The organism is Pseudarthrobacter sp. NS4 (genome assembly GCF_024758005.1).
Taxonomy (GTDB): Bacteria; Actinomycetota; Actinomycetes; order Actinomycetales; family Micrococcaceae; genus Arthrobacter.
This window is the reverse complement of sequence record NZ_CP103288.1, coordinates 112281-133148: the sequence shown is the minus strand read 5'-3', so window position 1 is coordinate 133148 and position 20868 is coordinate 112281. Positions and strand designations below refer to the sequence as shown.

General features: G+C 62.4%; 16 protein-coding genes and 1 pseudogene. 4 read left to right on the top strand and 13 right to left on the bottom strand.

The window, feature by feature from the left end; all coding sequences use genetic code 11:
• Positions 1-10: 10 nt before the first annotated feature.
• Genes ureG through NXY83_RS00585 form a run of 3 tightly spaced genes read left to right on the top strand, consistent with a single transcriptional unit; the run spans position 11 to position 2591 of the window.
• Positions 11-628 (top strand): urease accessory protein UreG, encoded by a 618-nt coding sequence (ureG, locus tag NXY83_RS00595; RefSeq protein ID WP_258804194.1) that lies wholly within the window; start codon positions 11-13, stop codon positions 626-628.
• Entirely contained in the window at positions 625-1527 is a 903-nt protein-coding gene (locus NXY83_RS00590) for an urease accessory protein UreD (RefSeq protein WP_258804193.1), read from the top strand. The genes ureG and NXY83_RS00590 overlap by 4 nt, the downstream gene beginning before the upstream one ends.
• Positions 1527-2591, top strand: a complete 1065-nt coding sequence (locus NXY83_RS00585) for a HoxN/HupN/NixA family nickel/cobalt transporter (RefSeq protein ID WP_258804192.1) — start codon at positions 1527-1529, stop codon at positions 2589-2591. Before NXY83_RS00590 ends, NXY83_RS00585 begins: the two co-directional genes overlap by 1 nt.
• Positions 2592-3296: 705 nt before the next feature.
• Here NXY83_RS00585 and NXY83_RS00580 read toward each other — a convergent pair.
• The 6 genes from NXY83_RS00580 to NXY83_RS00555 all read right to left on the bottom strand — a co-directional run bounded on the left by NXY83_RS00580 (position 3297) and on the right by NXY83_RS00555 (position 10383).
• The gene (locus NXY83_RS00580) at positions 3297-4205 is read right to left on the bottom strand and encodes an aldose 1-epimerase family protein (protein ID WP_258804191.1); all 909 of its coding nucleotides are present in this window, start codon (positions 4203-4205) and stop codon (positions 3297-3299) included.
• Positions 4202-5713 (bottom strand): alpha-N-arabinofuranosidase, encoded by a 1512-nt coding sequence (locus NXY83_RS00575; RefSeq protein ID WP_258804190.1) that lies wholly within the window; start codon positions 5711-5713, stop codon positions 4202-4204. The genes NXY83_RS00580 and NXY83_RS00575 overlap by 4 nt, the downstream gene beginning before the upstream one ends.
• A gap of 48 nt (positions 5714-5761) precedes the next feature.
• Positions 5762-6688, bottom strand: a complete 927-nt coding sequence (locus tag NXY83_RS00570; RefSeq protein WP_258804189.1) for a carbohydrate ABC transporter permease — start codon at positions 6686-6688, stop codon at positions 5762-5764.
• A 3-nt stretch (positions 6689-6691) separates the two neighbouring features.
• Positions 6692-7642 (bottom strand): carbohydrate ABC transporter permease, encoded by a 951-nt coding sequence (locus NXY83_RS00565; protein ID WP_258804188.1) that lies wholly within the window; start codon positions 7640-7642, stop codon positions 6692-6694.
• 102 nt (positions 7643-7744) lie between these two features.
• The gene (locus NXY83_RS00560; RefSeq protein WP_258804187.1) at positions 7745-9091 is read right to left on the bottom strand and encodes an ABC transporter substrate-binding protein; all 1347 of its coding nucleotides are present in this window, start codon (positions 9089-9091) and stop codon (positions 7745-7747) included.
• Positions 9092-9369: 278 nt separating this feature from the next.
• Positions 9370-10383, bottom strand: a complete 1014-nt coding sequence (locus tag NXY83_RS00555) for a LacI family DNA-binding transcriptional regulator (protein ID WP_258804186.1) — start codon at positions 10381-10383, stop codon at positions 9370-9372.
• A 205-nt stretch (positions 10384-10588) separates the two neighbouring features.
• Here NXY83_RS00555 and NXY83_RS20955 point away from each other — a divergent pair, with 205 nt between their 5' ends.
• Complete coding sequence (locus NXY83_RS20955; protein WP_397427542.1) at positions 10589-10861, top strand: FAD-binding protein; 273 nt, start codon at positions 10589-10591, stop codon at positions 10859-10861.
• On the opposite strand, the pseudogene araA reads toward NXY83_RS20955, so the two are convergent.
• From araA to NXY83_RS00515, 7 genes and pseudogenes are all read right to left on the bottom strand, one after another.
• A pseudogene (araA, locus tag NXY83_RS00545) lies at positions 10837-12359 on the bottom strand (L-arabinose isomerase). The gene NXY83_RS20955 and the pseudogene araA sit on opposite strands and share 25 nt — an antisense overlap.
• Before the next feature lie 225 nt (positions 12360-12584).
• Positions 12585-13601 (bottom strand): LacI family DNA-binding transcriptional regulator, encoded by a 1017-nt coding sequence (locus tag NXY83_RS00540; RefSeq protein WP_258804184.1) that lies wholly within the window; start codon positions 13599-13601, stop codon positions 12585-12587.
• An 84-nt stretch (positions 13602-13685) separates the two neighbouring features.
• Positions 13686-14423 carry an L-ribulose-5-phosphate 4-epimerase gene (locus NXY83_RS00535; RefSeq protein ID WP_258804183.1) on the bottom strand — a complete coding sequence of 246 codons (738 nt, stop codon included), beginning with the start codon at positions 14421-14423 and terminating at the stop codon, positions 13686-13688.
• Positions 14420-16018, bottom strand: coding sequence for a xylulokinase (locus NXY83_RS00530; RefSeq protein WP_258806376.1), 1599 nt, complete (start codon positions 16016-16018; stop codon positions 14420-14422). The genes NXY83_RS00535 and NXY83_RS00530 overlap by 4 nt, the downstream gene beginning before the upstream one ends.
• Positions 16019-16485: 467 nt before the next feature.
• On the bottom strand, positions 16486-17328 hold the full coding sequence (locus tag NXY83_RS00525; RefSeq protein WP_258804182.1) for a PRD domain-containing protein: 843 nt from the start codon (positions 17326-17328) through the stop codon (positions 16486-16488).
• A 116-nt stretch (positions 17329-17444) separates the two neighbouring features.
• Complete coding sequence (locus tag NXY83_RS00520; protein WP_258804181.1) at positions 17445-18875, bottom strand: glycoside hydrolase family 1 protein; 1431 nt, start codon at positions 18873-18875, stop codon at positions 17445-17447.
• A 28-nt stretch (positions 18876-18903) separates the two neighbouring features.
• Positions 18904-20796 (bottom strand): beta-glucoside-specific PTS transporter subunit IIABC, encoded by a 1893-nt coding sequence (locus NXY83_RS00515; protein WP_258804180.1) that lies wholly within the window; start codon positions 20794-20796, stop codon positions 18904-18906.
• Positions 20797-20868: the final 72 nt, after the last annotated feature.

Below are 20868 nucleotides of genomic sequence, written 5' to 3'. Positions count from 1 at the left end.
GAGGAAAAACATGACTGAACCCATCAAAATCGGCATCGGCGGCCCTGTGGGCGCCGGCAAAACGCAGCTGGTGGAGCGGCTCACGCGCCACATGAGCCCCGAAATCTCCATGGCCGCGATCACCAACGACATCTACACCATCGAGGACGCCAAAATCCTGGCTGCCAACGGCATCCTTCCCGAGGACAGGATCATCGGCGTCGAAACCGGCGGCTGCCCGCACACCGCCATCCGCGAAGACACCTCGATGAACACCGCCGCCATCGAGGAACTCAAAGCCCGGCACCCCGACCTCCAGGTCATTTTCGTGGAGTCCGGCGGCGATAACCTCTCGGCGACCTTCAGCCCGGAGCTCGTGGACTTCTCCATCTACATCATCGACGTGGCCCAAGGCGAAAAGATCCCACGCAAAGCCGGCCAAGGCATGATCAAGTCCGATCTCTTCATCATCAACAAAACCGACCTCGCTCCCCATGTTGGCGCCGATTTGTCGGTTATGGAGGCCGACTCAAAGGAGTTCCGGGGCGAAAAGCCGTTCTGCTTCACCAACCTGAAGACTGACGAAGGGCTGGACGCTGTCATCAACTGGGTGCGCCGCGACGTTCTGATGCTCGACCTCGCTCCATGAGCACGACGGCGGCTGAAGCGACTCCGGCGGCTGCAACCGGCTCCGCCGCCTCTGCAGTCGGCTCGCCGCGCGGTGTGCTTGAGCTCGTCATCACCGTACGGGGGGGTAGGTCCATTGCGTCCCGGCAGTTCCATCAGGGCGCTTTGCGGGTGCTTCGGCCACACTATCTGGACGACTCCGGGCAGGTTTGTTATGTGCTCGTGAATCCTGGTGGCGCTTACCTAGGGGCAGACCTGTTCGTCATCGACGTGGAGGTGGGGGACGGGGCTGACCTACATTTAACTACCCAGTCCGCGACCAAGGTTTACCGGACTCCGGGGTCCTTTGCCGAGCAGCGGATGAGCCTGCTGCTGGGGGAGGGGGCGCGGCTGGAACTGATGCCTGACCAGCTCATCGCCTACCGGGAGGCCAGCTACAGGCAACGCGCCCACATCACGGTGCATCCGTCGTCGAGCCTCGTGATTGCCGAAATCATCACTCCTGGCTGGTCGCCGGACGGGGCATCGTTTAAGTACGAAGAGCTTCGGCTGCGAAACGAAATCCACGTACAGGTGGGTGATCGCACCGAACTCCTGGCACTCGACAACCTGCTCATCCGGCCTCCGCTGAACGACGTCACCGGCCTGGGCTTCATGGAGGGGTTCAGCCACCTCGGATCCCTGGTGGTGGTGGATCCGCGCGTCGGCCAGGAGCTCGCCGATGACCTTCACGCCCTGACCGTCGGGCATGATGCCCACTCCGGGGTTTCCCTGACCCGCACGGTTGCGGGAACCACCGGGCTGGTGCTGCGATCGCTGTCCAACACCACGGGCGAGCTCAACAGCCTGTTGGGTGCCTGCACGGCGTTGCTTCGCGACCGCTGGCACGGGCAGGAGCCTCTCAACATGAGGAAATATTGATGACCGTGCTGACGCAACTGACGGTGCTCTACCGCGAGCGGGAGACCCTGCCGTTCCGCACGCGGGTGCTGTTCACCTTCATTGCGGTTGCTGCGCTCCATGCCGCCGCCGTCGCGCTTCTGCTCACCGGTACCCTCACATCATTCATGGCTGGGTGCCCCTGCCCCGGAGGGCAGCCGCTCGCGTGGGGGTTGGTGCTCACCGCGTATCTTGCGGGCGTAAAGCACAGCTACGACTGGGACCACCTGGCCGCAATCGACAACGCCACCCGCAAATTCGTAGCACAGCAGCAGGACCCCGTCAGCGTAGGCTTCGCCTTCAGCCTCGGGCACAGTTCCGTAGTCATCCTGGCCGGCGCGCTGATCATTGCCGGTGCGAGCCTGGTGGAGCAGTTCATGCAGGAGGATTCTGCCGCGAACCTGGTCCTAGGCCTGATCGGCAGTGGCGTTTCGGGGATCTTCCTGCTGTCAATCGGTCTATTCAACGGCTCCGCCTTTTTTCGTGCCGCCCGCGCGTACCGGAGTGCGCGATCTGGAGGTGGCTTTGATTCCCGGGACCTCGAGGCGCAGGGTTTAGTGGCGCGTCTCCTTGCCAGGCCGCTCTCCCGTGTCCGTCGGCCGCGGCACATCTACGTCATCGGATTCCTGTTCGGGCTGGGTTTTGATACTGCCACCACCATTGGGTTGCTGATGATGACGACCGCGGCGTCCCTGGCCGGGGTTTCGCCCCTCACATTGCTGGCCCTGCCGCTTGCCTTCGCCGCTGCCATGACTCTCTGTGATTCGCTCAACGGAGTGGCCATGACGCGGCTGTACCGCTCAGCTGTGCACCATCCTTGCCATACATTGGGCTTCAACGCCCTGGTCACCGGCGTCTCTGCACTCTCTGCGCTACTCATTGCGGGGATCACCTTGGGCGGCTTCTTCAATTCAGCCTTCGGTCTGGGCGATCCGGTGACCACATCGTTGGCTGGCATGAATACTGGGCAGGCCGGACTGCTGCTGATAGGCGGGTTGCTGGCCATATGGGGAACCGCCGCCCTACGGCGGCGGTCAGCAGGATAGTCCTCGCACTGCGGCCGCCTGCAGGTTCGCCCTGAACATGTCGGCTTGTTCGACAATGGTGAAACCCCGCTGCCAGCTTGCACCCCAAGTACCGCACCAAAAGGTCCATCCGGACGCGCCAGGGAAACAGGCTGAAGCGAGGAAAACGAAGCCGTCATCCGCCACGACAAGACATACACCACAAGCAAACCGAGGCTGTAGGGCTAATAGTTGAGCCCAGTTAGGGCACACCCCAACCTGACAACCGCCTCTTGCCGGGCTGCAGAAGCAGTAGGAATTAATTCTGGCGCTCTGCTCTACCGTGTAGCAGTACGGTGCCGCTGCCCACAGCCGGGGACAATTCTCATGGGTTATCCACCGCTGCTGCTGCCAGGGAGCTACCCCAACGGCTCCTATCCCAGCCGTGGACAACCTGAATTGACCCCAGCCATGGACGGATCAGAGTCGCCACCAGTTTCCGGCCGCGTGATCAGCAAGCACGGGTTTGCCCGGCCGAGGCAGGTTGACGGAATATCCGTTGTCGGCAGTTCGAAGCGGCGGGGAGCGGCCCCAAAAGGGGCTGTGCAGGGACATCCGGCCAGGATTTACACCGAGCCGAGTCACCTGCCTCTGGCGCGGCTTGACGGCGCGTTCTTGGCGAAGCGTCTTCGGGGTCCCCGTCCTTCACGCTCATCGACGCGGTTGGCCTATGAAACCCGACCAGAGCTAAAGGGCGGCGATGGTCCAGCCCGTGCTGTGCGATTCCCCCGGTTCGAGGATTACGAGGTCCTCGCCCGTGTTAAAGGCCTCCGGCGGGCATGTCATGGGCTCGACGGCAAGCCCGAGCCGGGTGCTCTCTGGTCTTCTCGGAAGGTCCGCCGTGTGGATCTGCACCCAGGGGCAGCTCGCGTCCCACACCATCGCTGTGCCGGTCCCGACCGCGGGATCGATGACCCGGACTATGGCGCGCCCGTCGCGATCCAGGGTGAGGTTCGTGAAGGCGTGGTCGATTTGCACGTCACCGATGGCACGGGCCGAGCGGAAGTCGAAGGGAGTACCGGCGACTGATTCCTTGGCCACGGGCAGCAGACGGTCGGGAGTTACTGTCAGGACCGTTGAGGCCGGCAGCTCGAGCACCCACTCATCGAGCGGTGACGGCCCGCCCACAAGGTACGGGTGAGGGCAGACGCCGTAGGGTGCGCGCCGCGGGCCAATATTAGATGCTGCTACATCTGTCCTGAAGCCCTGCCCGTCGAGGCTGAACCGCGCTTGGAGGGAGAGCTTAAAGGGGTAGGCCGCCGTGGGCTCGATGGTGCAGGCCAGTTTAAGCGTGCTCGGGGTGTGCTTCACGAGTGTCCAAGGGATGCCGAACACGAGCCCGTGCAGTGCGGCGCCCCGCTCCGGCTCATTGACGGCAAGTTGGTAGTCCTCCCCGTCGAACGTATAGCGCCCATCGGCGATGCGGTTGGGCCACGGAGCCACGAAGGCGCCACGGAAGTTGGGCATTTCCTCGTCGGAACCGAAGCCCACTACGAGCGGCCGCCCCTCGTAAGTCAGTTCACGGACAGTGGCCCCGAAACCGAGGACGACGGCCGTGTAGCCGCCGCCCTCGATCCTGTATTCGCGGTGGTTCATGCGAGGGAAACGGCCGTCCATGACACGGGAGGAAGGGTAATAGTGACTGCACCACCGTCCAGGGTGGCGGAGGTGTTGGTCTTCATGGTCACGCGCTCGGGCTCCTCGAGGGTGTTCTTCGCATACACGTCCGTATCGAACAGCGACTGCGCCTCGACAGAGCTGAACCCGTTGAGTGCCGCGATATCGATGGTCACGGTGGTCTCTTCGGTCTGGGACCGATTGACGAGGAAGACGGCGGTCGCACCCGTTTCGTCGTCGTGCGTGGCCACAGCGTCGACGAGCGGCACAGTACCGTACTCGCTGGTCTCGTACGTCCCGGCGTCGAGCTTGAGTTCAAGTACCGAGCCCTGCGCGAGCTTCGACGTGATCGAGAACGGGAAAAACGTGGTCTGGCGCCATGCCGGGCCGCCCGGCTCCGTCATGATGGGCGCGATAACATTGACGAGCTGCGCCAGTGACGCCGAGGTGACGCGGTCAGCGTGCTTCAGCAGCGAGATCATGAGGTTACCGAACACGACGGCGTCCGCCACTGAGTAGCAGTCCTCGAGCAGGCGCGGAGCCGCCGGCCAATTGTCGAGGCCCTCAATCTTGTCGACGTTCTCGAAGCGGCTGATGTACCAGACGTTCCACTCGTCGAAGGAGATATTAATCGTCTTCGAGCTCCCGCGTACGGCCTTCACATGGTCGGCGGTCGCCACCACGGACTCGATGAAGTGATCCATGTCGACGGCGGATGCGAGGAATGACCCAAGGTCACCGTTCTTCTCCTCGTAGTATGCGTGGCAGGAGATGTAGTCGACGACGTCATAGGTGTGGGTGAGCACCACGCGCTCCCACTCGGCGAATGTTGGCATGTGGGCGCTCGAGGAACCACAGGCCACGAGCTCGATCGACGGGTCCAGCTGGCGCATTGCCCGCCCCGTAATGGCCGCGAGCTTGCCGTAGTCCTCGGCTGAGCGGTGCCCGATCTGCCAGGGGCCATCCATCTCGTTGCCCAGGCACCAGATCTTGACGCCGAACGGGTCGGGGTGGCCGTTGGCCATGCGCCGGTCGGCAAGGGTTGTACCCTTGGGCAGGTTCGAGTACTCAAGAAGCTGGAGCGCTTCGGTGGTTCCCCGCGTTCCTAGGTTCACGGCCATCATGAGATCGCTGTCCACCTTCTGCAGCCAGGAGGCGAACTCGTGCATGCCCACCTGGTTGGTCTCGGTGGAATGCCAGGCGAGATCGAGGCGGGTCGGGCGCTCCTCGCGCGGTCCCACGCTGTCTTCCCAGCAGAACCCGGAGACGAAGTTGCCGCCGGGATAGCGGATGGTGGAGACACCCATCTCCTTCACGAGTTCGATGACGTCCTGGCGGAACCCTTCGTTATCGGCGCTCTCGTGGCCGGGCTCGTAGATGCCGTCGTAGACGTGGCGGCCAAGGTGTTCGACGAACCCGCCGAAGATGTTGCGGTTGATCCGCCCGACCGTGAAGTGGGGGTCGAGCGTGAGGCGTGCGTTCTGCATCAAACTACTTTCTGTGCGTGGTGGCGTGGGCCGGCAGCGGTCTGGAGGTTATTTGAGCGAGCCCAGCGACAACCCGCCCTGCCAGTACTTCTGAAGGGAAAGGAACGCGATGATCAGCGGGATGATCGAGACGAAGGCACCCGTGGTGATCAGATTCCATAGGGCCTCGCCGCCGCTTCCGGCGTTGGACAGGGCCTGCCATCCGTTGAGCCCCACCGTGACGGGGAGCAACAGGGGATCACTGAGGACTGCCAGCGGCAGGAAGAAGTTGTTCCAGGTCCCGACGATGGACAACAGCAGTACCGTCACGATCGCCGGGCGCAGCAGGGGCAGTGCAATCTGGACGAACGTGCGGAACTCTCCCGCGCCGTCAATCCGGGCGGCGTCGAGTAATTCATCCGGAACCGCTTCCTGGGCGAAGACCCTCATGAGGTACACACCGAACGGGCTGAGGAGCGAGGGCAGGATCACGGCCCAGATGGTGTTCACCAGCCCCACAGAGCTCAGGAGCACGAAGGTCGGGATGACCAGTGCCGTCAGGGGCACCATGACTGCACCCAGCAGGAGCCCAAAGAAGGGCCCCCGCCCGCGAAAGTTGTACTTGGCGAAGCCGTAGCCTGCAAGCACGGCGAGGATGGTTGCCCCGACGCCTCCCGAGATGGCGTAGAGGAATGAGTTCCCGAGCCAACGCCAGTAGATGCCGTCCTGCCGTTCGAACAAGCCTTGGATGTTGCTGAAGAAGTGGAACTCGTCGTCGAACCAGAGGGGTCCGCCCGAGCCGCCGAAGAGGCCAGCGGTGTCCTTGGTGCTGGCGACCGTCAACCACCAAATGGGGGTGATGAAGTAGATAACGAGGATAAGCAGGAAGATATGCGAGCCGATGCGGGGGCCGCCATTGCGGGCCCTGTTACGGCCTGCAGCGCTGCGGCCTTTCCGGCCGCCCTCGAGTTGGGGGGTTTCGGTGACGAGTGCCATGGCTTATTTCAGTCCGCTCTGCTTGCGGGTCAGGAAGAGGAAGAGGAAGGAGAAAACGAACACGACGATGCCGAGCGCGAAGGAGATGGCGGAGGCATAGTTGAACTGGCTGTAGGAGAAGGCCAGCGAGAAGGCATACATATTGGGGGTATACGACGTCGGAATGGCGCCCTGTGCCACTCCGCGGAGCACTTGCGGTTCAGTGAAGAACTGCAGGGTGCCGATGAGAGCAAAGATGACCACCATCACGAGGGAGGAAGAGATCATGGGGACCTTTATCCGCCATGCGATCTGCCGGTCGGAGGCGCCGTCGAGCACGGCTGCCTCGTAGATGCCGGGATCGATACCGCGCAGTGCGGCATAGATGATGATCATGTAGTAGCCGGCCCACTGCCAGGTCACGATGTTGACGAGGCTGCCGAAAATACTGTCCTGCGCCAGGAACTCCGGGGCGGCCATGCCGAAAATGCCGAAGATGGAGCCGGCCGGCCCGAAGCGTGGGCTGTACAGGAAGCCCCACATGAGGGCGCCGATGACCACGGGAACCGCGTACGGGACGAAGATCATCAAACGGGAGAACTTGGACGCCCAGGTGGCAAGGTTGTCGAGGACGAGGGCTGCGAGCAGGGCTACGATCATTTGCGCGGGAATCATGATCAGTGCGAACTTCGCTACCGTCGCCAGTCCCTGCAGGAAGATCGGGTCGGAGAAGGCCTTGAGGTAGTTGTCCGCGCCGACGAACTTGGTGCCAGTGGCCAGGGTGCTGGTGAAAAGGCTCATCCTGAAGGCGTAGACCAGGGGGAGGATGAGGAAGGTCAGGAAGATTGCCGCGAAGGGCGCAACGAAGACCCATCCCCAGCGCTGCCGGTGCCGGTAGTTCTTGTCGGGGCGATGCTTTGCGGGGGCCGGGGTCTTGGCCTGCGGGGCCGAACTCGGCGCGGTGGTCGTAGCCATGATGGTCTTTCCTCAAGCAATGGGACGGATGGCGCGGTGGAGGTGTCCACGAGGGCCGGACGGGTAGGTGCCCGCGATGGACGCGGGCACCTACCCCGGCGGTTACTTCAGGGTGAATCCCTGCTCGGTCGCGTACTGCTCGAGGGACGCCTGGAGATCGTCGAGGGCCTTGCCCGCGTCCTTCTCGCCTTGGACCATCGAGTAGAGCTGCACAGTCAACTGGTCGTAGGCGTAGTTCTGGAACGGACTAAAGGTCGCGCCCTCGTAGCCCTCAGCTGCCTTCAGGAAAACGTCCTTGTTGATCTGCTGTCCGCCAAAGAACGGGTATTCCTTGTTGGCAAATTCCTCGGAATCGAGGACGGGCGAGTACGAGGGGAACAATGCTCCCTTGTCAACGCCGAGGTTCATAGCTTCTTTGTTTCCGAAGATGCCCATGGCCACCTTCGCTGCGAGTTTCTTGTCCTTGGCCTGCTTGGTCACTGCGAAGGTGGAACCGCCCCAGTTGACGTCGACGGGGTTTGCTGCGTCCCACTGCGGGAGTGGGGCGGCACGCCAGACCGCGTCCGGGTCGGCGTCGGACAGGCCCTGCAGGTAGCCGGGACCCCAGGCCGCGGCGAGGTAGACGGCGTATGAGCCGTCGACGAGCTTGGTGTTGTAGTCCGCGGTGAAGGCGTCATCGGTGGCAACGAGCCCCTTCTTGACCAGTCCGTCCCAGTACTTCAGGACGTCCTTGGCACCCTGGTCATTGACCTTGATCCCGATTTCCTGGGGGTTGGCGGAGTCATATTCGAACGGCACCGAACCGGCCTGGGCGAACAAGGCCTGGTTGAACGCACGCCCGTTGGTGGGGAAGTCGGCGATGACGGCACCGTTGCCGGACTCCTTCAACTTTTGGGCTGCGGCTTCGAACTCTTTCCAGGTTGTCGGTACCTGGATGCCTGCTGCGTCGAAGATGTCCTGGCGGTAGAGCATCCCCATGGGGCCGCCGTCGACCGGGATGGCATACACGGCGTCACCGCTTGAGGCATCCTCCCAGGCGCCTTCGGCGTACTGGTCCTTGACGTCATTGGCGCCGAACTCGGTGAGGTCCACAAGCGCGTCGCGGATGGTAAAGCTGGCGAGCACCTCCGACTCGAGCTGGATCACGTCGGGGGCGCCCGAACCGGACTCGATCGAGGTCGAGAACTTCGTGTACTCATCGTTGCCCTGGCCGGCGTTGGTCCAGCAGATCTGCACGTCGCTGTTGGTGTTGTTGAAGTTGTCGACAACCTCGTTGAACGCGGGGTACCAGGCCCAAACGGTGACTTGGGGCGCCTCCGCGTTAACAATGGTGTTGGTGCAGGACGCGGCCGCCGCGCCGCCTCCCCCGCCGCTTCCCCCGGAGCAGCCTGTCAGTACTACGGCAGTGGCGGCGACGATGCCAGCCGATGCCAGGAACTTGGCTTTCATATCTCTTGCTTCCTCTCGCGGTGGCATTCCACCGTGGTCCGCCCGTAGGCGGCCGGTCCGGGCGATGCTTGAAGGAGGATCGCCGGGGCACCAAGTGCTGTGCCGCTCGATCTTCCTTGATCCGGGTCCGTCCTCCTGCAGGTACGCCTCGCAGCGAGGCTTTCGCAAGTGCCTGGTCCGTTATTGCATCGTTGTAAGTAAACGTTGTAGAAAAAGCATGCCGAGTGAGGCCCGTCACTGTCAAGCGGTTGTTCGAAAAATTTTGCCCCTCGGGGTTTTCAGCTGGTGGGCAGGCTCGAGGACTCGCGCTCGATGACTTGGAACCGCGCCTCGAACTCCCGGGGGGCCGCATCATGTCCTGAGATCCGCTCCTGCAGGATACGCACGGCCGTCTCGGCGATTTCGCCCCTACCCGGATCGATAGTCGACAGCGTGGGTAACGAATACCTGCCCTCGTCGAGATCGTCAAAACCGATGACGGCGACGTCGTCGGGAATTCGCAGGCCTGCCTCCTGCAGCACGCGCATGGCACCGAGTGCCAACGTGTCATTCAAGCCGAACATCGCGTCGAACTTGACGCCGGTCTTGAGCAATTCCCGCATTGAGGTGGCGCCGTTGGAGCGGTGCCACAAAGTGGTGTAGGCCACGAGCTTTGGGTCGAACGGGATGCCCGCTTCCTCGAGCGCCTGCTGGTAACCGCGCAGGCGGAGCCCGGCAGAACCAATGACCTCCCCTTCGTGTCCTCCGACCACGGCGATACGTGTCCGGCCCTTCGAGAGCAGATGGGCTGTTGCAGCCCGCGCGGACTGCACGTTACTCATGGTCACGTGGTCGGTGGGTCCGCCGAAAATTCGCTCGCCGAGGAGGACGAGCGGGAAGTTGACGTTGAGGTGGTGAGCGTCTTCATTGGACACGCCTAATGGGCTGAACAACAACCCGTCGGTCAATTGCAACCGCGGGCTGGAGAGTATCTCGAGTTCGCGGGCGCGGTCGCCGCCGGTCTGTTCGATCAGAACCTTGAGGCCGCGCCGTTCGGCGGCCTTGATGACGGAGTCCGCCAGTTCGGCGAAGTAGCTGAGCGAGAGTTCGGGAACCGCGAGCCCGATCACGCCGGTCTTGCCCAAGCGCAGGCTCCGCGCGGACAGATTGGGGCTGTAGCCGAGGTTGGCGATGGCCTCCGTGACCCGCTGCTTGGTGTCCGCGCGGATGTATTGGTAATCGTTGATGACGTTGGAGACAGTCTTTATCGAGACGCCGGCCGCCAGCGCAACGTCCTTTATAGTGACCGCCATGCCGCTCCCTGGTATCCCGCCGTGATGCCCGATACGTCACGTGCGTTGACAGTCTATAACGTTGTAGGACGGCAGGGCACCCTTTCGCCTGCCGCGGCTTTCAATTGAATTGCCGCGACATCGGCTGGACAAGGACGACCATGATCGAGGAACAAGTACAGGACAGGCTAAACTGGCGGGTAATTACGAGTACCGTGCCCGGACGATGGAGCACCCGACCTCACTCACCGACCTTCGGCGTTCGGTGGCAGGAGCTACACGTATTAGCGCCCTTGGCTCCCGCCACTCCTTCAATGACATTGCGGACAGTCCCGGGATACTGGTATCCCTTGACATGCTCGACCCCGGCAAGGTTGACGAGATAGCTCTCACTGTCACGGTTGGCGCGGGTGTCCGGTACGGAATCCTCGCCGAGCACCTGCAGCGCCGCAGCTTCGCCCTCCACAACCTCGGTCACAGTCCTCCCGCGAGTTTGTAGTAGGCAGCGTTCCAGTTCAGGTCCTTCTTGAACTGGCGGATGGTGGTCCCGTCGTCGATGGTGAGCAGTTCGGTTTTGGCGATCTCCGCGAAGTCCTCGAACACGTCCATGCCCACCTGCGTGGACAATACGGTGTGGTGAGCGGCTCCGGCCGTCAGCCAGGCCGCAGCCGAGGTGGCGAAGTCCGGCTTGGGCTGCCACAGCGCGCGTGCCACCGGCAGGTTCGGCAGCGGCTGGTCCAGCGGAACCACGTCAACGGCGTTGGCCACCAGGCGGAAACGGTCCCGCATGTCGGACAGGGCCACCACGACGCCCGGGGAGGCGTCGGCGTCGAATACCAGGCGGACCGGGTCTTCCTTGCCGCCGATGCCCAGCGGGTGGATTTCCAGGCGGGGTTTCATGACCGTCAGGGACGGGCAGACCTCCAGCATGTGGGCGCCCAGGATCTTTTCGGCCCCTGGTTCAAGGTGATACGTGTAGTCCTCCATCAGCGATGCGCCACCGGGCAGTCCAGCACCCATCACCTTGGCGGCGCGGACCAGGATGGCGGTCTTCCAGTCACCCTCGGCTCCGAAGCCGTATAGCCGGCGGCCATGAGCCGCTGGACGGCCAGGCCGGGGAGCTGGCGGAGGGCGCCCAGGTCCTCGAAGGATGTGGTGAAGGCGGCGGATCCGTTGGCTTCCAGGAAGCTGCGCAGGCCCAGTTCGATCCTGGCACCGTAGCGCAGTGAATCGTGGCGAGCGGCACCTTGACGGAGCTCCGGAACTACGTCGTAAAGGTCCTGGTATTCGGCAACCAGCGCGTCGACGTCGGACTCTGCGGCCCCGTGCACGGCGTCGGCGAGCTCGTTCACGGACCAGGTGTTGACCGCGACGCCGAAGCGCAGCTCGGCCTCGGTCTTGTCGCCTTCCGTGACGGCCACGTTGCGCATGTTGTCGCCGAACCGGGTCAGCTTCAGCGTACGGATGGCGGCCCAACCGGCGGCGGCGCGCTGCCACGAGCCCACCTCGCGGGCCACCTCGGGGTTGGAAACGTGCCCCACCACTGTCTTGCGGGCGATGCCGAGCCGGGACTGGATGTAGCCGAACTCCCGGTCGCCGTGGGCGGCCTGGTTAAGGTTCATGAAGTCGAAGTCGATGTCCGCCCAGGGCAGTTCCACGTTGGCCTGGGTGTGCAGGTGCAGGAGCGGCTTGCGGAGCAGGTCCAGGCCCTGGATCCACATTTTGGCCGGGCTGAAGGTGTGCATCCAGGCCGTGACGCCAATGACGGAATCGTTCGAGTTGGCCTCGAGGGCCGTGCGGCGGATCGCGTCCGAATCCGTCAGGACCGGCTTCCAGACAATCCGCACCGGCACTGAAGCCGAAGCGTTCAGCTGGTTGGCGATCTCCTGCGACTGGGCGGCCACCTGCTTGAGGACGTCCTCGCCGTACAAGTGCTGGCTGCCGGTGAGGAACCAGACCTCGTAGCCGTCGAGGGAGGTGTTTGCTGCGCTGCTCATGGGTTCTCCTGGAAGATTTGTGAGACGGGGCCGATTTCGTGGCCTGTGTCTCCTCTGGCCGTAGGCGTTATGGAAGCGGGCAACAGGGCGAGTCGGCTGTCTCTGACTCGCTCATTGGGAGCTGCGTAGAAGTACACCGCGTAGCTGCCACGGCCTCAAGCTACATATATTGTGAACGCTAACAATTCTGAAGTCAACATGTTCTCTCCCAACAGAATTGAGTGGCTAAATTTCTGGTGGGGCCGTGCTTGCCCGCAGTACTAACCGAGGGGTAACGACGATGAAGCTTGCGCCCGCTCCTGCCTCGATTCCTCGCAGCACGACGTCGACACATCGGCGACCCAGCTCTTCAAAATCCTGCCGCACCGTGGTGAGCGGCGGGGTGAAGTAGCCGGACTCCGGCTGGTCATCGAAGCCTACAACCGAGACATCGTAGGGGACCCTGACATGCATCTCCGCGAAGGCTCGCAGCACTCCCAAAGCCATTTGGTCGTTGCCCACGAACAGGGCTGTGACCGTGCGTTCTGCAGCAAGCTTCCGGCCTATCTCGTAGCCACTGCCGGCGCTCCAGTCACCTTCCAGAAGAAGCTCGTCAGGCAGGCCAGCGTTGCGCAATGCTTCCCGCCAACCGGCCGCGCGTTCACCGCTGTCTGTCCAGCCGGGTGGACCGCACACATGGGCTATACGCCGATGGCCCTGCTCTAGCAGGTGCCTGACCGCGAGCCGGGCACCGTGGCGCTGGTCAACCATTGCCCCACTGACGTTGCTGTTTCCAGAGGACCCGACCGCCACCACAGGCACGGCCAGGTTCATCTCATCCAACACCTTGACGGTATCCGCATGCGGCACCAGCGCCACTATCCCGTCAACGGACTGGTCTGTGAAGTGCCTGACAGCATTGAATATGCCCTCTTTGGTCACCTCACGCAGCGCCGCGATGCTGACGAAGTAGCCGGCGTCGCGGGCTGCCTGTTCCATGCCCAACAGGGTGTGGGCCGGGCCGTACTGAGACAGTTCGCTGGCCAGTACGCCTATGGTCTGTGAACGCCGAGTCACAAGACTCCGCGCGGCAGTGTTTCGGCGGTAACCGAGTTCTGTGATGGCGGACTCCACCTTCTCCCGGGTCGCCCTACTGACATGAGGGTGGTTATTGACCACCCGGGAGACGGTCTGGTGCGAAACTCCGGCAACATCAGCTACATCTTTCAGCCGCGGCATTCGCCCATTGCTGCTTCTTGTCATGCCACTAAGCCCAGAAGGGGACACAAGAATCACCGGCACTCTCGATGAGACTGGCCAGCGATCTGCCGTTTGTGAAGGTTAGTGTCAGTTCAGGGCTCCCGTTGGGTCCTGTCCGTAGACATTCTGATACCGGTTAAAGAGGGAGTCGACTGCATCGGGGGCAATCTCATGGGGGTTCCCGAGCTGCCGTGAGAACAACACGGAGCGGGCGACGTCTTCAACCATAACGGCTGCTTTGACGGCATCACGGGCGTCCTTGCCGATGGTGAACGGACCATGGTTCTTCATCAGTACAGCGCGGGAGCGGTGCCCTCTCAAGGTTTCGACAATGCCGCGGCCAATTGAATCATCGCCGATGATGGCGAAGGGGCCGACCGGGATCTCGCCGCCGAATTCGTCGGCAATAGCGGTTGTCACGCAGGGGATGGGCTCACCATGTGCTGCCCAGGCCACGGCATAGGGCGAGTGGGTGTGGACGACTCCCCCGATATCGGGCATGTGCCTATAGACGTAGGCATGGGCGGCCGTGTCACTCGAGGGGGATCTTTCCGAGCCCAGGGACCCTGGCACGACTTTGCCGTCAAGGGTACAAAGAATCATGTTCTCGGGTGCCAGCTCGTCGTACAGCACGCCGCTTGGCTTAATCACGAAATAGTTGGTGCCTGGAACGCGGCCAGACACGTTGCCGCCGGTCCACACAACAAGGTTGTAGCGGACCAGTTCGGCGTGCAGCCTGGAGACCTCGACGCGGACTTGGTCGATGACTTCGGCGACGTCGGCAGGAATGGGATTGATGGGCTGGTTCTCTTTGACATCGGTCATGGGGTTGCTCCTTTAAGGGTGAGGGTGTCAACAGCGGTGCGCTGGATGCTCAGGCCGGCGCTGTAGCGGTCGAGGTATTCCGTGAAGCCGGCAGTGTCGGCCGGGTCTGGATTGGTGGTCTCGAAGGCTGCGCCGCCGAACACAGAGTTTCGAAGGTACTCATCGAGGTCATCGGATGGGTCGGTAACGAAGGCGGCCAGAACGGCGATTCCCCAAGCGCCGCCCTCGGAAGCGGATTCCGCCACTGAAACAGGCGCGTCCAAGGCGCTGGCCAAGAAGCGCTGGGCAACGCCGGCGGTTCGGAACATGCCGCCGTGGGCAAACATCCTGTCGATGGCGACTTCTTCGCTGGCGAGCACCCTCATTCCGAGGATGAGGGTGGCGAATGCTCCATAGAGTTGAGCCCGCATGAAGTTGGCCAGGGTAAAGCTGCTGTCGGGTGCCCGCACGAATAGAGGGCGCCCCTCGCTGAGCCCTGCGATAGGTTCCCCTGCAAGGTAGTTGTAGGCCAGCAGGCCACCTGCATCTGCTTCACCCGTCAGCGCTTCCTGCAGGAGTGCATTGAATGCTGTATCGGAATCAACGGACACGCCTGCTGCGATGGCGAACTGGGTGAAAAGGTGCACCCATGCAGCGAGTTCACTGGCACCGTTGTTGCAATGGACCATCGCTACGGGGGCGCCAGCCGGAGTGGTCACGAGATCGAGCTCGTGGTGCACCTGTGCCAACGGACGCTCGAGCACAACCATCGCGAAAATGCTTGTGCCGGCGCTGACGTTTCCAGTCCGGGGAGCTACCGAACACGTGGCTACCATACCGGTGCCCGCATCCCCCTCGGGTGGACAAAATACCGCGCCGGACTGCAGAACACCCGAGGGGTCAAGCAGCCGTGCTCCGGCTTCTGTCAACCTTCCAGCCTTCTCACCTGCGACGAGCACTTCAGGAAGCAGCTGGGCGATATCCATTCCGGAAACGGTTTCGGCAACGAGGGCGTTGTAGCGCTTCATCAGCGCCGCGTCATAGTCGTGCGTCGCTGAATCAATTGGGAACATGCCGGAGGCGTCACCTACTCCAAGGACCTTTCGACTGGTCAGGCGCCAGTGGACGTAGCCCGCTAGCGTGGTCATGAAGTCGATCTGCGGAACATGGGGTTCCTGATCCAAAACTGCCTGGTGCAAGTGAGCTATGGACCAGCGAAGGGGGATGTTCACATCGAAAAGTCTCGTGAGTTCTTCGGCTGCCGGCCCGGTTGTTGTGTTCCGCCACGTACGGAACGGCACGAGTAGGTCACCCTCGCCATCGAATGCGAGGTAACCATGCATCATCGCCGAAATGCCGATGGATTCGAGAGCCGTGGGTCGCACACCGTGTCGGCGCTCCGAGTCGTCCAGAAGATCGGCGTAGGCCGCCTGCACTCCGGACCAGACCTCCTGCAGCGAGTACGTCCACATCCCGTCCTCAAACGAGTTCTCCCAGGTAAAACTCCCAAGCGCCAGTACCTTGCTAGGGTCATCCCCGATCAAGCAGGCTTTGATTCGCGTAGAGCCCAGTTCGATTCCTAGACGACCTCGTCCGGAGCGGACGGCATCGGCCATATTTTCGGTGCCAGGAAGATTCACAGATGATCCTAATTTTGTTAGCGCTAACAAGGTTTACCCAAGAGTACTTGATGACGGCAACCACGTCTAGGGAGGTCCAGCCAAATAGCACTGTGACGGCTCCTAAAGCCCTCCGACCAGTTGGGGCACACCCAAAGCTGACACGCGACTCCTTGTCTGGTCCTCGGAACAACCGGATTTCATCTACGTTTAACGAGCAGTCCGGTCCGCCCGCCCATGGCTGGGGACAGTTCTCATAGGTTATCCATCGCTACTGCTGCCAGGGAGCTACCCAACGGCTCCCAATTCTCAGCCGTGGATAACCAGAACTGACCCCGGCCATGGACTGATCAGAGTCGCCGGAGCGAGCTTGTCCGAGCCCAGTCAGGTTGACGGAAGATCAGTTATATCGGCCCCGGGTTGTCGGACGAGGAACGAACTCGGGGCTGGCGGGCTCACGCTGTTTACGCGCGGTCCTCATCCACCATCCGCGCCACGTGGAGGGTGAGGTACGTGACTTCGTCCTCCGTCAGCGGTTCGCCCAACCGGAGCTCGAGGACTGCCTGGAGCTTCAGTGCCGTTGAGTAGGCCTCCGGGTAGGAACCCTTGATCGCCGCCGCCAGCTTGCCGGCGCCGTCTTCGAGCTGCCGGCCGGAATTCGCGCGGACAAAGAAGTACCTAAGATGCGTGATGAATCTGGCGGCGTTGACGGTGTTCCGGTCGAAAGGGCGGCTGTATGCCTGCTCAAGCACCTCGAACAGCTGCGCAAACACTCCCGTCATCTGGTAGGTGTAGGACAGATCCCCGGTGGCGAACCCTGCGTTGACCAGGTGCAGCGCAATGGCCACTGCCTCATCGTCGGACAGAGGAGCCTCCAGCCGGGCATTGACGAATTCAAGAATGCGCCGCGCGGCGCGCAGCTCTGCCGGGTAAAGGTGGGAGACCTCGGCCCGTAGCGGGTAGTCAAACACCACGCCCTGGCGCAGCCGCTTGATAGCAAAGCTCAGGTGATCAGCGAGAGCGATCGACAGCACCGTGCTAGCCGGAATCTGCATTTCGCTGCGACCGGCATCAAGGGCTTCCTCGGCGAGGAGCACGTGCTCCGGCGGAATGGCCGCAACCATGGCGCCCAGATTGTCCGGATCGCGGCCGTCCTCGGGAACAAAGGTCCGCAGCACTTTTGCCGGGTCGATTACCTGTCCCGGCTTGGCCTGGAAGCCCAACCCGCGGCCGGTGAGGATCACTTCGCGGCCGTTTGCATCGCGCGAGAGCACCACGTTGTTGTTGAAGACGCGCAGGATGTCCACGTCGTTGTTTCTCCTGCCTTGGTGTTGAGAACTTGGACTAACGATGCTTCAAACCCTTCAACGGGTGGTGTGGGCGGGAACGGGTCCCGCCACACACCACATCATTGCAGCATCAGTCAGCCAAGGCTGGCGCCATTGCTCGCGATCACATCCCGGTACCAACCGAACGACTTCTTCCGGTAGCGCTCCAAGGTGCCGGAACCGTCGTCGTTCCTGTCAACGTAGATGAAACCGTAACGCTTGCTCAGTTGCGCGGTGGAGGCACTGACGACGTCGATGCAGCCCCACGAGGTGTACCCCAACACCTGCACACCGTCAGCGATGGCCTCCCGGACCTGGACCAGGTGGTCATTCATGTACTCGATGCGGTAGTCATCCTCCACGGTCAGTTCACCGTCGAGCTCCACCAGCACGTCCTTGGCGCCGATTCCGTTCTCCACGATGAACAACGGCTTCTGCCACCGCTCCCAGTAGTCGTTCAGCACTACGCGCAGGCCCTTCGGGTCAATCTGCCATCCCCATTCCGAAGATTCCAGGGTGGGATTGGGAACCCCTCCCATAATGTTGCCTTCGCCCGCAGCGGCAGACGGGTCCGCAGATTCGCAAATGCTCATGTAGTAGCTGAAGGAAACAAAGTCCACCGTGTTCAGCAGGTCCTCGCGGTCCTGATCGGTGATATCCAACCGGATCCCGTTGTCGCGGAAGTAACGCAGCAGGTAGCCGGGGTACGTGCCCCGGCAGTGGATGTCACCGAAGGCGTAGCTGGCGTGGGCGGTGTCCATGGCCTTTACCACATCATCAGGAGATGGCGTCAGCGGGTAGACCGGCAGGGCCAGGATCATGCAGCCCACCTGTGCACCGGGCATGATTTCCCGCGCCAGCCGAGTGGCGCGGGCAGAGGCAACCAGCTCATGGTGGATGGCCTGGTACAGGTCCGCTTCGGTCAGTTCCTCGCGCGGGGTGGGAATGCCGCCGGAGAGGAAGGGCGCGTGGATGACCGAATTGATCTCGTTGAAGGTCAGCCAGTATTTGACGCGGCTGCCAAAGCGCTCGAACAGTACCTGGCAGTAGCGCTCGTAGAACGCGATCAGCTTACGGTTGGTCCAGCCGCCGTAGGTGCGGGCCAGATTCAGCGGCGTCTCGTAGTGGCTGATGGTCACCATCGGCGTGATGCCGTGCTTCTCCAGTTCATCCAGCACCCGGTCGTAGAAGGCAAGGCCTTCCTCGTTGGGTTGTTCGTCGTCCCCGTTGGGGAAGATGCGGCTCCACGCGATGGAGAAGCGGTATACCTTGAAGCCCATCTCGGCGAAGAGCGCGATGTCCTCGGCGTAGCGGTTGTAGAAGTCGATGCCCACCTGCTTGAGGTTGTCCGGCGTCGGGCCCTCGGTGGGAGGGGTCATGATGCCCTTGGGCATCACGTCCTGGATGGACAGGCCCTTGCCGCCCTCGGCATAGGCGCCCTCAAGCTGGTTGGCGGCAGTTGCGCCTCCCCACAGGAATCCTTCGGGAAATGGTCCGGTTGCTGCCTTCGTTGCTGCGTGGCTCATAGTGCCTTTGGTCCTTTCGTAACAGGGTTTAGAGTTCGACGTCAAGTGCAGGGGTACCCTGCGTCAGGTGCCCCTTGGTGACAGGAACGACGGCGGTCAAAGCCTTCGTGTTGGTGATTACCATCAGCGTGGTGGAGTCGTAGCCTGCAGCAAGGATCTTTGCCCTGTCCGCAGTGGCCAGCAGGTCTCCTGCCTCCACGCGCTGGCCACGGGTTACGGCGGCTTCGAAGCCGTCGCCGTCCATCTGAACGGTGTCGATGCCGATGTGGACCAGGACCTCAACGCCGTCGTCGGACTTGATGCCGTAGGCGTGACCGGTCTTCATGACCGCCTGAACGGTGCCGGAGATAGGCGAATGGACGCGGTCATCTTCGGGGATGATGCCGATGCCGCCACCCATGGCACCGGAGGCAAACACCTTGTCCGGCACATCAGCGAGGGCTACGACAGTGCCCGAGACAGGGGCCAGTGCTTTGACGCTTCCGGTGCCTGCGCCCGGGGCGGATTCGGTAGGGGCCGCAGCACCTTCGCCTGCGGGGCGGTCCACTGCCGGCGCGGCAGCGTCGTCGGCCTGTTCGCGCGGGCCGAAGAAGAAAGTAAGCGTGAAGGCGACGACGATGGCGACGCCGGTTCCCACCAGTTGCAGCGTGAAGCTGCCTACCGAGGTGAACGCCGGAAGGGCAAGTAGGGACGGGAAGACAAATGCACTGGAGGCGCTTCCGCCAACCGCAGCAATGGCACCGCCCAGGGCGCCACCCGCGATGCCGAAGTAAAACGGCTTCTTAAGCGGAAGGTTCACGCCGTAGATCCCGGGTTCGGTGACACCGGCGAGGAAACCTGAAAGGGCCGCGGGTGCAGCGACCTGGCGTCGCTTGGCGCTGCGGCTGCGGATGGCAACAGCAACCATTGCGCCGGCCTGCGCCAAAACAGCAGGGACAAGCGGACCCATGAGAAGGGAGTAGCCATTGCTCGCCAGCTCAGTGGTCATGATCGGGACGAGGCCCCAGTGCAGACCGAACAGCACGAACACCTGCCACAAACCACCCATGACGGCACCGGCCAACCAGGGGGCGAAGGCGAAGATGGCCGTGATGCCGGAGGAGAGGCCCTGAGCGGCGAGGGTGGTGAGCGGGCCTACCGTGAGCAGGGTCAACGGAACCATGATGGCGATGGACAGCAGGGGGGTAAGGAAGTTTCGGACGGCGGACGGAAGAATTTTCAGCAGGAACCGCTCCAGGTAGCCCTGCAACCAGACGGCAACGATGATCGGGATCACCGAACTGGTGTAGTTCATCATCACCAGCGGAATACCGGCGAAAGCTACCGGCTCGCCTGCGGCGGCCATGGCAACAATGCTCGGGTAGACCAGGGCGCCGGCGATCGCCATGGAGGTGAACTGATTGGTCTTGAACCTGCGGGCTGCCGTGACGGCCAAAAACATCGGCAGGAAGTAGAACAGCGCGTCAGCGGCGGCGGAAAGGATGATATACGTCTGGTTGGTCGGGGCCACCCAGCCGAAGGTGGTGCCCATGCTGAGGAACGCCTTGAGCAATCCGGCCCCGGCCAATGGCCACAGGACCGGCGTGAAGATGGAGGACACCATGTCGATGAAACGGTTGAGCAGGTTGCCCTCGGAAGGAGTCTCATGCGCCGTGTCGTCTTTACCGAAGCGGCTGATCTTGCCCAGTTCGGCGAAAACGGTGGGAACATCGTTGCCGATCACCACTTGGTACTGTCCACCGGCCTTCATGACCGTAATGACACCGGGGAGCTTTTCGACGGCGGCGGTGTCTGCTTTTGCATCGTCGCGAAGCTTGAGCCGTAGCCGGGTGGCGCAATGAGTAGCACCAACGATGTTTTCTTCGCCGCCGACATGCTCCAAAATGTCAGCGGCCAACGACCGGTAATTCACGGAAGCCATGGCAGTCCTTTCTGTCCGTTCCGTTTCCGGGCACAAAAAAAGACCCGAGCCACACGTCTCCGTGCGTCTCAG